Annotated in this window: 12 protein-coding genes; 10 read left to right on the forward strand and 2 right to left on the reverse strand. The window is 64.9% G+C overall.

From position 1 onward, the window contains the following. The first annotated feature begins 41 nt into the window (after window positions 1-41). Together KY501_RS42010 and KY501_RS42015 are read left to right on the forward strand one after the other, a co-directional pair. Window positions 42-1331: a PQQ-dependent sugar dehydrogenase gene (locus KY501_RS42010; RefSeq protein WP_224369680.1), complete on the forward strand. Its 1290-nt coding sequence runs from the start codon at window positions 42-44 to the stop codon at window positions 1329-1331. Between the two features lie 1194 nt (window positions 1332-2525). Next, a complete protein-coding gene (locus KY501_RS42015; protein WP_224369685.1) occupies window positions 2526-5462 on the forward strand; it encodes a hypothetical protein in 2937 nt (978 codons plus the stop codon). A 129-nt stretch (window positions 5463-5591) separates the two neighbouring features. Here KY501_RS42015 and KY501_RS42020 read toward each other — a convergent pair whose 3' ends face one another. Next, window positions 5592-6803, reverse strand: a complete 1212-nt coding sequence (locus KY501_RS42020) for a hypothetical protein (protein WP_224369687.1) — start codon at window positions 6801-6803, stop codon at window positions 5592-5594. A gap of 91 nt (window positions 6804-6894) precedes the next feature. Between KY501_RS42020 and KY501_RS42025 the strand changes: the two genes are divergently transcribed. From KY501_RS42025 to KY501_RS42035, 3 genes are all read left to right on the forward strand, one after another. Further along, a complete protein-coding gene (locus KY501_RS42025; protein ID WP_224369689.1) occupies window positions 6895-7098 on the forward strand; it encodes a hypothetical protein in 204 nt (67 codons plus the stop codon). A gap of 79 nt (window positions 7099-7177) precedes the next feature. Further along, on the forward strand, window positions 7178-7450 hold the full coding sequence (locus tag KY501_RS42030; RefSeq protein ID WP_224369691.1) for a hypothetical protein: 273 nt from the start codon (window positions 7178-7180) through the stop codon (window positions 7448-7450). A gap of 191 nt (window positions 7451-7641) precedes the next feature. Then, entirely contained in the window at window positions 7642-8268 is a 627-nt protein-coding gene (locus KY501_RS42035; protein WP_224369693.1) for a hypothetical protein, read from the forward strand. A 117-nt stretch (window positions 8269-8385) separates the two neighbouring features. On the opposite strand, the gene KY501_RS42040 is transcribed toward KY501_RS42035, so the two are convergent. Then, complete coding sequence (locus tag KY501_RS42040) at window positions 8386-8847, reverse strand: GNAT family N-acetyltransferase (protein ID WP_224369695.1); 462 nt, start codon at window positions 8845-8847, stop codon at window positions 8386-8388. A 329-nt stretch (window positions 8848-9176) separates the two neighbouring features. Here KY501_RS42040 and KY501_RS42045 point away from each other — a divergent pair, with 329 nt between their 5' ends. The 5 genes from KY501_RS42045 (at window position 9177) to KY501_RS42065 (ending at window position 14386) form a co-directional block, all read left to right on the forward strand. Beyond that, a complete protein-coding gene (locus tag KY501_RS42045) occupies window positions 9177-11153 on the forward strand; it encodes a tetratricopeptide repeat protein (RefSeq protein WP_224369696.1) in 1977 nt (658 codons plus the stop codon). Between the two features lie 58 nt (window positions 11154-11211). Next, window positions 11212-12531, forward strand: coding sequence for a leucine-rich repeat domain-containing protein (locus KY501_RS42050; protein WP_224369698.1), 1320 nt, complete (start codon window positions 11212-11214; stop codon window positions 12529-12531). A gap of 9 nt (window positions 12532-12540) precedes the next feature. Then, window positions 12541-12726 carry an Imm52 family immunity protein gene (locus KY501_RS42055; protein ID WP_373691709.1) on the forward strand — a complete coding sequence of 62 codons (186 nt, stop codon included), beginning with the start codon at window positions 12541-12543 and terminating at the stop codon, window positions 12724-12726. A gap of 470 nt (window positions 12727-13196) precedes the next feature. Then, window positions 13197-13928 (forward strand): hypothetical protein, encoded by a 732-nt coding sequence (locus KY501_RS42060; protein WP_224369700.1) that lies wholly within the window; start codon window positions 13197-13199, stop codon window positions 13926-13928. A gap of 2 nt (window positions 13929-13930) precedes the next feature. Further along, window positions 13931-14386, forward strand: a complete 456-nt coding sequence (locus KY501_RS42065) for an immunity 26/phosphotriesterase HocA family protein (protein WP_224369702.1) — start codon at window positions 13931-13933, stop codon at window positions 14384-14386. The last annotated feature ends 137 nt before the right edge of the window (window positions 14387-14523 follow it).

Consider the following 14523-nt stretch of genomic DNA (forward strand, 5'->3'; position numbering starts at 1 on the left):
GTTCAGACCCGTCCCCCACCGAGAGAGATGCCGGCGTCGAAATGGATGCCGGGAGTCAGACCGATGCCGGAGATCAAAACCCAACGAGTGACGCCGGTGTGGCCGACGGCGGCGGGAGTTCCGATGCCGGCACTTCCGATGCCGGGACTTCTCTCACGAACAGCTGCCTGGGGCCTGCGAGCGCCACCGTGGCCAATGCGAGGTTGCCAGCGGGGTACTGTGCATGGACCTGGGCGACCATTGCCAATCCCCGAGGGTTGATCGTCGCTCCGAACGGAGACGTTCTGGTGGTCGAGCGCACCGCGGCTCGAATCACCGCGCTCTACGATTCGAACGGTGACGGCGTTTCGGATTCGTCCGAACGGGCGACGCTGGCCGAGGCCACTGGGCTCAACCATGGCATCACCCTGCACGGCGGGTACCTCTACGCCTCTTCCACGACGAGCGTCCTGCGGTGGCCTTTCGCCACCGGAACGAGATCAGCGCTGAGCGGCCAGGAAGTAGTGGTGACCGGCATCCCTACGGGCGGCCATGTCACCCGGACGCTCATCTTCGACGCTGAAGGCCGCCTCTACGTGAGCGTCGGTTCAGGCTCGAACGTGGACACCAATTCAGCGCGCTCTCGCATTCGCCGCTTCACGCCAGCCCAGGTTCAGGCGGGCAACGTGGCTTTCACGGACGGAGAGGTGTTTGCCGATGGCCTTCGGAACGAAGTGGGCCTGCGTTTCGACAGCCAGGGCCGGCTGTGGGGTGTGGAAAATGGGCGAGACAATCTCAACCGTGCCGACCTCGGGGGCGACATTCACACCGACAATCCCGCTGAAGAGCTGAACCTCTTCGCCGAAGCCGGGCGGTTCTATGGCTACCCCTATTGCTTCAGTGAGTTTCTGCTTCCGTCGGGTGTGGGAATGGGCCCGAAGACGCAGTGGGCAGATCCGGGCTTCATGAGTGATGGCACGCACTCCGATGCGTGGTGCCGCGACGTCAACAATGTGGTGCCTCCGCTGCTGGCGATGCCCGCTCACGTTGCGCCGCTCGACATCGTCTTCTACGACGGCGCGTCCTTCCCGCCCGAGGTGGTCGACGACGCCTTCGTCAGCTTCCACGGTTCCTGGAATCGACAGCCCGCCCAGGGCTACGAGGTGGTGCGGGTGGTGTTCGAGAACGGGTTGCCGGTTCGCTACGAGCCGTTCTTCGAGTTCGACAGCGCCAGCGACACAGCAGCCAGCTGGCCTCATCGGCCGGTGGGGTTGGGTGTGGGCCCCCATGGGGAGTTGTTTGTGAGCAGCGACGCGTCAGGTCAAATCATCGCAATTGGCTACCAGCGATAACCAGACGCCCCGCGCTCAATTCATGCGCACGTATGGAATCCAGGAGTACCACCGAGGAGCAGGCGTCGTAGGACGATGAAGGGAGCAACACATATGCGTTGGAAGAGGAATCAACCAGAACGTCCCGGCACGACAGGAAGCAGCCGGCGTGACCTTCTCAAGGGTGCGGTGGCGATGGGCGCAACTCCGCTCGTGGCTGGGCTCGCAGGTTGCGCGGGGACGAGCACCAGTGCCCCTCCTCAGGAGCTGATGGTGCCATGGAGCCCGCTGGGGGTCGGTTTCCTCGCTGGCGCCATCGACGCGAGTACACGGTTCGCCCCCGGTGACATTCGCGGCGCTGAGTCTCGATTCTCGCCAGAGGACCTGCCCCACAACCTGGCGCTCGTGGAGCTGGTGAAGAGCGGTCGCCGCGATCGAAATCCAGGGGCAGCGTCTGCCAGATGCGGTGCTGGCCTTGTCGGGCGTGGAAGCGCCGCCGAAGCCATAGGGGCTACAACGATGACTCTCAAGTGGAGACGATCCGTGGAAAGCGCGGGATTTTGATCGTGGCGGGCGTGAGCGTCCGGGCCACTGTGTGGCCGCAGGTTCTTGCCAGTTCGAGGTGTTACGTCGTCCGACGACCCGCGGTCGCGCGGATCGTTGGCCCGCGATCGGGCCGTTGCCACCGTCGGTGGTGACGGCGGAGGTGTTGCCGCGCGACTCCTGCCAGATCTGCCTGCCCATGCGGTGCGGACACGGGTGGGGGAAGGTAATGCCCCGAAGCATGAAGTCTGCCATTCCCTGTTCCCCTGGGACTGGCAGGAGCTGCGGGGGCGGCTCTCCGTGGCGAGCGCCGGACCGGGCCAGGGCGCCACCTTCACCCTCGAGCTTCCCCTCCCAGAGCGAGGAGTCGGGACGCTAGGCAGGTCGCCAGAAGTTCTCTGACAACTCGCGCAACTCTCGGAGAACCGTAGGCCCTGACGCGGCGGCAAGTTCTTGCCGCTCGGCAAACATCGTCGGCAACTTCTTGCCGAGAGTGCCCCGTGAAGAGGTCCAGGCAGGCGGGATGAGCTGGGTGGGCTCGTGGCACGCCCTGTGCTCAACCGAGAAGTCGGCCAGCACGCTCCCCAGCGGCAGCCAGCTCCTCGGTTTACGGGAGGTATCTCCATGACATGCAGACTTCGACTTCCATTCCTGACTCTGAGTGCTCTCCTGATGCTATCAGCAGCGTGCAGCGAGTCCTCGTCCGCGGAACCCGAGAAGGTTCTCGATCCCCAAGGCTCGCTGCCTCCCGAGGTAGCGCGAGTCATCCAGTCGTCCCTCGCGGGAACGAATGTCTCCTCCTCCATCCGGGTCAATCCCTCTCCGGTGTGGGGCGAAACCCAGCAGCACCCCGCGGTCGCCCAGGGCCTGGGGGTCTATCTCGTCGTCTGGGAGGTGAACTCCTCCGCCGCGGGCTCCTCGCCGGACATCGTAGGCCTCCGTGTCCGGGCCTCGGATGGAGTGGTGCTCGACTCCAGCCCGCTGCCCATCGCCACGGGCTCCTACTCACAGACCGAGCCCGCCGTGGCCTTCGATGGCACCTACTTCACGGTCCTGTGGACGGAGGACCGGGGAGTGCCCGCCATCTATGGCACGCGGGTGAGGGCCTCGGATGGAACGCGAGTCGACTCCACGGCCTTCCCTGTCAGCCACCCCCTCGACACCGGCCCTCAGCAGCGCGGGCAGACCCATCCGACCCTGGCCTGCGATGGGAAGAACTGCCTGGTGAGCTGGTACGACACCTGGACCTACTCCGATGGGAGCGGGCTGCACTTCGTTGAGGTGGCGTTCCTGCGCTCCTCGGATGCGACGCTCGTGGATTCTGGCCTCCGCGTCCTCTCCACGTCCGCCTCGGCTCCTCCCCGGGTCACCTTCGGGAGCGGCTACTACTTGGTGTCGTGGGTGGAAGGCACGACGCTCAAGGTGAACCCGTTCGACGCGCGCACGACGGGCTACCCGAGCCCCGTCACCGTGACGACCACCGCCGATGCGCAGACTCCCGCCGTCGCCGGCCAGGGTGGTGAGTTCCTGGTGACGTGGCTGGAGGGGGGCAACATCCTGGCGCGGCGAGTGAAGGCCGACACCGGGGCCGTGCTGGGCTCCGCGAACACCCTGGTGGGCACGAGCGCCATGGCGCCTCCCGAGGTGACGGCGGACGGAGTGGACTACCGTGTCCTGTGGAACAGCATGCGCGACGGATACCCCCACGCGCTCAGCACGCGCGTCTCCGCGCTGGCCATGGTCGGCGCCAATGCGGAGCTCGACGTGGGCTATGCCTGGCCGAACCGCGGAGACCTCGCCGCGGCGGCCTCGGGCCTCTACCTGACCGCCTCCGTCCTGGACGAGGCGGACGGCGGACCCCGCGTGAACCTCAGGCTGGTGACGGAGGGGCAGGTGCACATCTCTCCGGAGCGCACGGCGGACCCCCTTCGGACGATGTACGCCCCGCATTACACGCCGACGATTGGCACGGGCAATGGCATCAACCTGGTGCTCTGGACCCAGCCTGGAGCCGGCTTTGCCCTGCGCGGTGTCCGCGTCCGGGCTTCGGATGGCCAGGTGCTGGACTCCGCTCCCATCACGTTCGACACCACCAACCTCAACCTGGATCCGGTCGTGGCTTTCGACGGCCAGAACTTCCTGGTCGCCTGGGTACGGCTCGCCGCGGCTCCCGTCATCTACGGGACCCGCGTGCGGGCTTCGGATGGCGCGGTGCTCGATGCCTCACCCATCCTCCTCAGCCGCCTGCCCGCTGGGACACCCGTGAGCCAACTGAACTCACCTTCCGTGGCCTACGGCAACGATATCTTCATGATCACCTGGGACGGCCCGATCAACACCAACGGCTCGGTGGTCAGTGGAGTGCAGGGGATTCGGATGCACCGGTATTACGGGACTGAATCGCAGAGCTTCCTCATCGCCCAGGGTGGCAAGGACAGCCGTGTGGCGTTCTCGGGCGACAAGTTCCTGGTGACGTGGGAGAGGAACCAGAACATTGAGGCCGCCCGCATCGGCCTCGGCGGGGGAGTGATGGACAACCCGGTCATCTCCCTGGCTGCAAGCTCGGGCAATGAGCGCTCCCCGGCCGCTGCGGGCCTGGGAGGCAACTTCCTTGTGACGTGGGTGGGCGCGGACAACAACCTGTGGGCCCGGGCGGTGAGTGGGTCGGATGGCTCGCGGCTGGGCACGGGAGACCTCGCGGTGGGCACCGCGCCCCTGACGGGCCCCGAGATCACCTCCGATGGGAGGGACTACTGGATTGGCTGGCAGAGTACCCGCAGCGGGCTGCACCAGATGATCGGCACCCGCGTGTCCGCCCTGGGCACCCTGGAGGCTGACCTGCCGCTGTCCTATGTGGACCCCGCCACCAGCCAGTCCATGAACTCCACGCAGCCCCAGTTTGGAATCGCCGCGCTGTCCCCGGGCGTCTTCGCGGTCGCCTACCTCCAGCAGGATCTGTCGATGGGCTACGCCACCACCGGGTACCGGCTCGTGACCGCGAACCCCTCGACCGCGGATGCTCTCGTCAGCGAGGTCCGTGCGAACCGGGCGGGCTGCGTCTACGCGATCCAGGCCAGATCGTACATGGATCCCAATCCCTATCCGCATATCTCCTATCGGTTCTCTGCCTCGGTGTGGCCGGATGCTTCCGGTACTTGCACGGCGACGCCGTCGACCAACGCACTCGGCGCGTCGGAATCCCTGCCAGGTTTCTCCATCGTGGCGAACGAAGCGGGGATCGCGGTGGGCTATTCTGAAAGCTACACCTACAAGGCCATTGGAACCCTTTCCAATGGCTTCGTGGCCCTGCTGGATCCCCAGACTGCGGGCGTCGCGAGGCGGTACCAGTTTCATGGCGGCTGGCTGCCCGCGGATTGCACGGCTGGCGGCCCTGGCTCTGCCAGAGTGGGGCAGCTCTCCTTCGTGAGCCCCGCGACGCTGGTCGTTGAGGGCTCTCTGGGGGGCAACACGATCAACCTGTGGACGGGGAACCCGGCGTTCGACATCTACACAGGGTGCGACGGGATCTCGTCCGCGGGCAGCGCTTTCACCGCGACGCTTCCCGGCTTCTTCACCACCCCCGAGGCACCTTCCATCGTCATGCACTGAGTGGGTGAAGCCCCAGCGGTTGTCCTCCCCCGCGCGTGCTTACTCGGCGCGCGGGGGCGCTTCATGGAAGGAGGGACAGGGGCACTGCCGGCCCGCCCCTGAGCCGACGGGCCCAACACGGAGCGCGCGTCACTTTGTTCGCAGGAACCAGAGGTTCGTCTTCGACGACGGCAGCAACACGAAGCCCTTCAGAGCCGGTACGTAGCGAAATCGGCCTTGCACCCCCGCCGGGCTCGATGCGGCGGGAACACCGGTCACTTCCTTGAACCGGATTGTCCACGGCCCTGAGTCGACCGGCGTCACCGCATAGATGCGCTCTGGAATCGGAGTGAGCTTCGCCCCCGCCCAGCTCCCGCCCGCGTAGAACAAGAACTCGTCGTTGAGCGGGTCGTAGTCCATCCCGGCGTACATCGGTTGGTCGGCCTTCAACTGCTCCAGGGCCGCATTGCTGGTGAACGTCACGCCCAGCTGCGAATGGCCATCGACTGGAACGCGCGAGGCCGAGAGTTCCGTGTTCGCGCCCTGTCCGTCACCCCATTGCAAGGTGAAGATCTGTCGGCGCTTCGAGTCATACGCGCCAGGGAAACGAACCGGGTCCGCCGTGCGGATGGTGATGGGTTTGGACCACTTCTTCGCCACCGGATCGTACCGTTCGAATGCAGTGGACCACACGTTGCCGTCGCCGTCGCGCACGAACCCATACCCATCCGTCGCCAGCGGATGAACACCCTCGCCGTCCCAGGTGTTGGTGTTGAGGTCGAACCCGTCGTTGGTGTTGACGTCCCAGGCCGATGGATACGTGAACCGCGGTCGCACGCGCAGGACGCGATCGGCCGTCGGCGAATAGAGCGTCGACTGGTAGGTGTGCATCGAGGCGGGTTGGCCATCGGTGTTGTAACCGAGGTTGTTTCCGGCCACCGGTGATGCGGCTTTTCGGACCACCCACGTGGGCGCATCGACGTCGATGCGAATGGAGACGGTGCGATTGTCGGAACTGTCGCCATGTCCGCCAGCGGCGGCGATGATGAGCTCGCTCGTGCTGTCCTTGATAGCCATACCGCTGTAGGCATCCACCGGCGCACCGCCAGCGCCGCCAGTGCCGGGAATTTCAACCCATTGACTGACCGCGGCGCCCATCAACCAGGCTGGGGGGCCTGCATCCGAGGTCCCCGCGTCGCTGCTCGTACCCGCGTCAGACGTCGCGCCGGCGTCGGGCGTTGGACCGGCATCTTCCGGGCCACCGCCTCCGGCCCCGCCGGAGCAGCCGCACAACACGAGTGCCAGGATGGTAGAGGCCTTCACGAGATGGCGAAGCAGGAAACCGGGTTCGTTCAAGGGCATGCCTGTGAGCATAGGCGAAGCGGCCCTGTGGAATCGGACGCATCAGGGGCAGAGGGGCCGAGGAGGGCCGCTGACGGGGGCCGCCCGAACAGTGCGCCAGGCAGGTGGAGAAGCCGCGCAGCCCCTTGAAGAGATCAACGAGCGCCTCCTGGCCGTAAAGAAAGGCCACAGGGCCTGTGCTTTCCTCAATGCACAGAACAAACAGACGATCCACCGGATCATCTCGCCGCTCCGGGAGATGGGCATTCCCGCCGCGGCCGTCGTCGACCTGGACGTGATCTCAAAGGGGGGATGAGCTGAGCAACGAGGACGAAGCCAAGAAACGCATGAAGCTCTAGGGGCTGGAGATGCTGCCAACGAGCGAGCAGCGCGAAATGAAGATGACGCTCCTCACCCCCCTGGCTCAGCACGGGATCTTCGTCGTACCCACAGGTGAGCTCGAGAGCTGGCTGCCTCAGCTTACTCAGAAGCAGAACATCGGCAGGTCAGACAAGGCGAAATGGCTCATGCGGGTCTTCGAGCACATGGGTGACGATCCAGAGGCCCCTCACTACGTCCATGCAGAGTCTGGAGACGTCTGGGAGTTCATGGAGGGGGTCGTCTCCTGGATTGCCAATCCCGAGAGTGGACTCCAGCCTGAAGGTTGAGGCCGCGAACGGAAACCGCTGCCTACAACGCCCTTGCAGCTTTCCATCCGCACTGCCCAGCGGCGTTGGGGCAGATGTATGTTTATTAGTATATGAATCCCGCATATTGGTTTTTTGCTTGATTTCCTAATTCTGAGATAGGAAATCACTCCCGGCTCGATGAAGGGCCTCATGAGGGAGGATCACACTTGGTGAAGCAACTGTTTGGGTTGTCCTTGGTGATGTCGCTGGTGGGATGCGGAAGTGTGGCGCCAGATGAGCAGATGGAAGGGTTGGAGACCCAGGAGTCAGAGCTGCTGCAGTGTGGTATCGGCTGCTCGGCGGGCAATCACCCGGCCTCCTATTCTTGCGGTTTTAGCTGTGGCTCCTGTTCGTCGCTCAATAACCAGACGGACTGTCAACCCAACTCGGGGAGCAGCTTCAACACCTGTGTGATTGGCTGCCCGAGCGGCTATCACGAGGCGGCCTACTCGTTCAACTCGTCGTGCCGAGTTGATCCATTCAGCGGCAGCAGCCTCAACAACCAGACCACCTGCAGCATCAATAGCGGCAGCAGCTTCAACACCTGTGTGATTGGCTGCCCGAGTGGCTATCACGTGACTGCCTACTCGTTCAACTCGTCGTGCCGAGTCGACCCGTTCAGCGGCAGCAGCCTCAACAATCAGAGCACCTGCGGTAGCAACAGTGGCAGCAGCTTCAACACCTGCGGCTTCGGTTGCCCAAGTGGCTACCGGGCGGTGGCCACCTCGTTCAACCCGTCGTGCCGCATCGACCCGTTTGGCGGTAGCAGCAACAACCAGACCACCTGCTCGCTCTAATGTATGTGCTCCCAGCGTGGGCTCGTGTGAGAACTGGCTCACGCTGGGATTGGATTCATGTCACGCGTTGAAATCCCCGCGAGTGACTTCATGAAGCAGTAAGGAGGTTCGCCAGGTTCAGCGAACCCCGGGGAGTCGCTTCGTGAGGAACATGCGAGGCGGCTCCTCGAAGCCCGCGCTCCGATAGAGCGCCACCGCAGGCTCGTTCTCAGGACGCACCATGAGGTGCAGGGCCTCCACTCCTGTCTCACGCGCCAGAGCCTCCACCCGTGCCAGCAGCCACTTCCCGAGCCCTCGCCCCCGAGCCTCGGGACGCAGATAGAACTCGGTCAGGTACGCGTCGCGCCCGGCGAACTCCAGATCGTAGCCGTAGGTGAGCACCGCGTAGCCACGTACCGCCGCTCCCTCCTCGAGGATCACCACCTGCCCGAGCGCTGGCTCCCTCAAGAGCCGGCCAAGCGCCTGTACAGTGTTCACTGGATCCCAGGTGATGGATTCACTCCTGTTGAAGTCGTTCATCAACTCCAAGAGCGTGTCGACATCGTTCTCGGTGGCAGGACGCAGCGTGAGACTCGGCATGTCTTATTGTACCGGGCGAAATCCCGCTCCACGTAGCGGGGCAGGTTCACTGCTCGACGGTACGCTCGTGGTGCTGTACTTGGTTTCTACGCTGACCGCGTTCGGGCGCAGATCGCGAAGACCGGTCGGCTGGCGTGAGCACTCGGGGACCCGCTCCTCAAACCGGTTGACCCCGCAGCGTAACTCTCCGAGCATGTGCATGGGACGGCTTGCTTGGAGGGAAGCGTGAACCGTTCACACCCTCAGGCCCGCGCGCTTGATGCACGCAGCAGAGCCCGTGCCCGGATGCGCTGAAGCGTTTCATGCTCTGGCTGAATGATCGGGTGTGAATGACCCAGGACGAGTTCGAGGCGTCGATCGACGGAGACTTCTCGGAGGTGCGCAACGAGCTGCGCACCGAGCAGGTCACCCCTGTCTACGACATCTGGCGCAGCACCTACCTCCGCGTGCGGCCGGAGTTCGAGTCCGAGCTTCGCGAGCTCCACGCGTCACTGTCGGAGTGGGTCCGAGGGTTTCTGCAGCTCCGCGGAGGGCAGGAGATCCGTCGCGAGGACGCCCGCTTCGAGTCCGACGGGCTCTTCCTCGATCTTCATCACACAGGCGATCGCACCTATGCCGGCTACGCGAACATCTACCGTGGGCTCAAGACGATCGCGCTGTACGTCGAGGATGCGCGCTTCTTCATCACCGAGCAGTACGACACGTTCGTCGATGAGTATCGGATCGAAGGAGGCGAGCTGAGCTTCTTCCGCGGCGACTGCGGCGAGGACTCCAGCGAGGCCATCGATCGCCACTGGGAGGAGCGCGTCCAGGCCTCCCCCGAAGACCATGACCTGCGGCGCTTCCTGGCTCGGCAGCGGGTGTACGACGGCGAGTATCACGCTCGGCGTGTGGGGGCGTCGGCACCTGGCGACAAGAAGCGCGGCGAGGCTGCGCAGGAGGCCATGGCCGCGTTCGACAGTGCGCTCGCGCTCGATGCCGAGAACGTGAGGGCGTGGAAACAGAAGGGCGAGCTGTACCGGCTCCTCGATGAGCCCGAGCAGGCAGCGGAGTGCTTCAAGCAGGCCGTATCGCTCGGAGCACGTCCGGACGTGCTGCAATCGCTGGCGCTTGTCGCCTTTAGCATTGGACAGGATGACGAGGCGCTCTCGTGGCTGAGCCACATCCCCGCGGAGCACTGCTCCCGGCTCATGTACCAGCTCACCGGTCACCTGCTTGCGCACGCAGGGAGCGCGGAGTCCGCCGCGCAGGCCTTCGCCGCTGCCCTGCGTATGTCCGGCGCGGGCAAGCTCAATCCCGACGCCGAGGCGCTCTTCCGCTCCGGCCGCGCCGACACGCTGCTCACCTCCTGGTTCGATCACGTCACGCCACAGCTCGAGCGCGATTCCAATCCCACCACCCGCGCCCTGATCGTCCGAGACCTCGTCGAGTGGGGTGAGTTCTTCCGGATCAAGATGCACCATGGGTTCTGGCCGGACCGCTCGCGCCAGCTCGCACTGGAGCTCTTCGACCGAGCGATTGCACTCGGCGACCCCGAGGGCGCAGCGCACTACTCCAAGGGCACCTTGTACAAGCTCGCGGGCGCACGAGCCGAGGCGGCGCAGCAGTTCACACGGGCGCTCGAACGCAATCCGCGGCACCTCGAGGCGTGTGGCGAACTGGGAAGGCTCGCCCTGGAGAACAACGACAGCGAGACGGCGGTCACCTGTCTCCGGACCTATCTCGAACTCAGCAGCCAGACCCACAGCGGCTCATACTTTCGCCAGAGCTATACCTCGCTGCTCATGAAGGCGCTGTATGACAGAGCCAACCATCTGATGGATTTCGTCTGCGATCCCGTCGCAGCCGAGGCGATGTTCGATGAGGTCCTCCGCCTGGGGCCGCACCTGCCTGAGGGGCTGCGGAACTTCGAGGGCGCCTGGGTCGGCAAGTCCAACGCTCGCGCATGGCGTGGCGACCCGGCCGCTGCGCTGGAGTTCGCCGAGCGCGCGCTCGAGCTCAACCCCCAGTCAGCGTATGCGTGGTCGGCCAAGGGCAGTGCCCTCAACAACCTGAAGCGCTATGGCGAGGCGCTCCCTTGTTATGAGCGCTCGATCGCAGCGGAGCCTGGCTACTGGCACCCCTACTACTGCAAAGCCTGTACGTTCGCGCTCACCGGAAAGCCTCGCCACAAGATCTACCCGCTGATCTCCAAGGCCCTGTCGCTTGCGCCTCCCCATCGCCGTGCGGGGCTCCGGGACGACCCCGACTTCGCCACGCTGCGAGATGATCCGGCCTTCCTCGCACTGTTCGACCGTGTCCCTTGACGGTTGTTGCGCCGGTGTCTTCATGGCCTGATGTCCATCAGGAAGGGAGCACCGGGGCATGGCGCCGAAGCAGGAGGGAGTGAAGGTCTGGGGGCGTGAGGCCTCCGCGCAGGAGGTGTGGTCTCGCGTGGAGGCGGTGGCGACGCCCGAGCTGCGGGAGAAGCTGGCCTTGTGGTGGAGGGGCATCACCGATCAGGGCGTCCTCTTCCATGAGGGCGATTTGGAGGCCGACGCGCTCGTCGTCGGCCCGCTGCCGCTCGTTGTCTCCGGCAGTGTCCGGCTGAAGGGGCTGCTGGAGGATGGCCACGCGGCCGACCACACCCTCCTGGTGGTGCTGGGAGACCTGGAGGTGGAGAACGTCGCCACGTTCTCCGCCATGTTTGTCGTGGGCAACGTCAGGATTCGGGGGCTCCTCTTCGGCGACTCGCTCGGGGATGATGTCTTCTGCGTGGGTGGAGGGTTGAGGGCGCGAGCGCTCGTCGAGGAGCACCACCACCTCGAGGTGCACGGCGCGCTGGACGTGGACGCGCTCGTGGGCAGCAAGCTCACCGCGACGGGACGGCCGCGCAGAACACTGGAGCCGCACGAGGCGCTCCTGCCGGGCACCTTCAACGTGGAGGACGAGGACGAGGACGGCGTCACCGACTCGACGCTCGACCGGAAGGGGCTGCTCGCGAAGCTGCGCGCGGGGAAGCCCGTGCTGGCGGACACCCGACTCGGCCCCGTGGAGAAGGCCATTGCCGCGGTGCGGGAGAAGGTGGCACGGGGCGAGAAGGCCCCGCGGCTCGGGCTCGCGCAGAAGAAGCTGAAGGCCCTCCCCGAGGAGCTCTTCTCCCTCACCGGGCTGGAGAGCCTCACGCTGGACACCAACGACATCGCGGAGCTTTCTCCGCGCATTGGCGAGCTGCGCGGGCTGCGAAACCTCAGCCTGGAGAGCCTGCCGCTGAAGTCCCTGCCGGTGGAGCTCTGCCGCCTCCCCGCGCTGAAGAAGCTGAGCCTCCGGTACTGCAACGCGCTTGTCCGGCTCCCGGATGCGTTCGGCGAGCTGGAGTCGCTGGAGGAGCTGTACCTCGATGCCATGGCCCTGGAGGGCTTCCCCGAAGTGCTGACCCGGCTGCCGCGACTGAGGAAGCTCTGGTGGTGGCGCTTCTACAAGATGACACCGGCCCGAGTGCAGACGCTGGTGGACGGGCTCGGCCGGCTGCCGAGGCTGACGCATGCCGGCTTCTTCCAGGGCGAACTGGTCGCGCTGCCGGAGGAGCTCGCGCCGCTCGCGCGGCTCAAGCAGTTCAAGCTCGGGCTCGACCGCATCCCCGAGCCGGAGGTGAAACGCCTGGAAGCGGCGCTGCCCCCCGGATGCTTGCACGTGGGGTACTGAGCGGCTCCTGTGCCCGCCCCCGTGCGCATTGAGCAGGTGGAGGACAAGGGCACCCTCGTCATCCTCACCGCCGAGCGGTTCACAGTTTCCAACCCGGAGCACGTCGCGCTGGCTGCACGTGTCCACGAGTTGCTGGACCGGGCTGGGCTGCTGCGGCCGTTGCAGCCCTGGCCAGCAGATCGTCTCCAGTCTTGAAGGCCGCGCTGGCTGTGCTGCCCGTCTTCCTGACATGAAAGGTCATGGCCCCGAGGATTCAGCGGGGCAGGAGGCAGAGCGCCTGCTGTGCGTACCACTTGTTGGCTGCGGTCAGGGGATTCCGTAGATTCGAGTGCTCCCCGGCGGGAGCCCACACCCAGAGGTGCTGTGTGATGCGTTGTTCAGTTGTGCTGTTCTGCATGGCCCTGGTGGGGTGTGGCGGCGCGGCTCCAAGCATCCGGCGTGCTTCAGATGAGCCGAGGCGCTGTGTCTATGTCCCGTCCCGGGAGGGGACGGCCGGAGCCTGGAGGGAGGAGGTGCCCTCCGCTCGCGCAGGTGTGAACGTGGTGCTTGTCGCGGCAGTGGCGGGGGCTTCGCCCGTGGCTCTCCCTGCCCCAAGTCCAACCCCTGTCTTGGAAGGGCTATGGGGTGAGGGGCTGGGGAACGGCATCCCTCGGGGTGTGCTCCGGTTGGTACCCGAAGCAGGTGCGGGCGCGGAGGTAGGGGCTGGCGGTGTCGCGGGAGAGGTGGTGGTGGTTGGGGGGGCGTTCGTCGCGGCGGTCGGTAGTGGGTTGCTGGTGTGCTTGACCGCCCGCGCGGCCCTGGATGGAGAGAAGACTCCCATCGAGATCGCTGACGAGTACTACGGCACCCACTTCGGAGACGTGAAGGGGTGGGCTCAAGGTCAGTACCCGGCCCAGAGTTCTTCGCCTGGTGCAGCGCCCAGATCGAAGCCCGACGAGGGCGCCAGGAAAAGGCTGGGGCGCGTCTATGTCACCTACACGAAGTTCAATCAGATGACCCACCGCTCCTACGCCGGGCGGACCAGTATGGTTGTCGATCGTGCGGAGTCCCTCGATCTTCAAGTTGCACTGGCGGTGCTCCTTCGAGACAGGAACCACCACCTGGATGAGAACGTGGAACCTCAGAACCCTCTGTTTGAATTCGCGAGGACTGATCGATTCGATGTTGGCACCGCCGTTGATTACAGTCGGAGATATGACGACGTCGCCTATTGGCGGATTCGCGGAAGAGAGCAGCAATTGATTGATTTCCTCGGGGGAGCTCGCTCCGACACCGGAGAGCCCTACCAGACCGAGAATGCCGTGCGCGGCGTGTCGAAAGACAACCCGCAAGGCCGACGCTTCCACGATGCCGCCACTGAACTGTGGGGCCCCCTTCACCCTTACACGGGATATTAGAGATGCCGCGGATCTACAAGCCGGGCTCGTTCTTGAGGATCCCTCTTGCCGACGGCTCTGTAGGTTACGGCCGGGTGCTCAAGTTGCCGCATGATGCCTATTACGATTACAGGACCGACACTCCAGATTCCGATTTAGATCGGATTGCCTCCAAACCCATCCTCTTCAAGATCATGGTTCGCCATATGGGTGAGAGAGATTGGGAACTCATCGGGTGGAGGGAACTGGAGGAGCAGTTTTCTCACCCCATCATCCATTACACTCAGGACATTGGGAACTTCCGCGACTGCAGGATCTTCGACACCTCCGGCAATTCGAGGAGCGCGGAACCCCAAGAGTGTATTGGGCTTGAGTACTCGGCTGTCTGGGAAGAGGTGGGAGTCGAGCAACGTCTGCTCGACGGGTTCATGGGGCGGCCCAACGCCTCGGTGGAGCGCTTGAAGGTGCGCCTGAAATAGGAGTGCTCTCTTGGGGCTTAGGAGCCGCGCAGAAATAAAGTTTCAGTTTGGCCGGAGGGTGTAATTCCACTCACCATGGAAGTTGGAGCGCTCAAGGTGAAGGGCGGCCATCTGCTCGCGGCTGACGTCGACGCCTA

The organism is Hyalangium versicolor, from assembly GCF_020103695.1.
GTDB lineage: Bacteria > Myxococcota > Myxococcia > Myxococcales > Myxococcaceae > Hyalangium > Hyalangium versicolor.

Coding starts and splice junctions, on each gene's coding strand:
- KY501_RS42010 (WP_224369680.1), top strand. CDS start 42: ATGGATGCCGGGAGTCAGACCGATGCCGGAGATCAAAACCCAACGAGT.
- KY501_RS42015 (WP_224369685.1), top strand. CDS start 2,526: ATGCTATCAGCAGCGTGCAGCGAGTCCTCGTCCGCGGAACCCGAGAAG.
- KY501_RS42020 (WP_224369687.1), bottom strand. CDS start 6,803: ATGCCCTTGAACGAACCCGGTTTCCTGCTTCGCCATCTCGTGAAGGCC.
- KY501_RS42030 (WP_224369691.1), top strand. CDS start 7,178: ATGAAGATGACGCTCCTCACCCCCCTGGCTCAGCACGGGATCTTCGTC.
- KY501_RS42040 (WP_224369695.1), bottom strand. CDS start 8,847: ATGCCGAGTCTCACGCTGCGTCCTGCCACCGAGAACGATGTCGACACG.
- KY501_RS42045 (WP_224369696.1), top strand. CDS start 9,177: ATGACCCAGGACGAGTTCGAGGCGTCGATCGACGGAGACTTCTCGGAG.
- KY501_RS42050 (WP_224369698.1), top strand. CDS start 11,212: ATGGCGCCGAAGCAGGAGGGAGTGAAGGTCTGGGGGCGTGAGGCCTCC.
- KY501_RS42065 (WP_224369702.1), top strand. CDS start 13,931: ATGCCGCGGATCTACAAGCCGGGCTCGTTCTTGAGGATCCCTCTTGCC.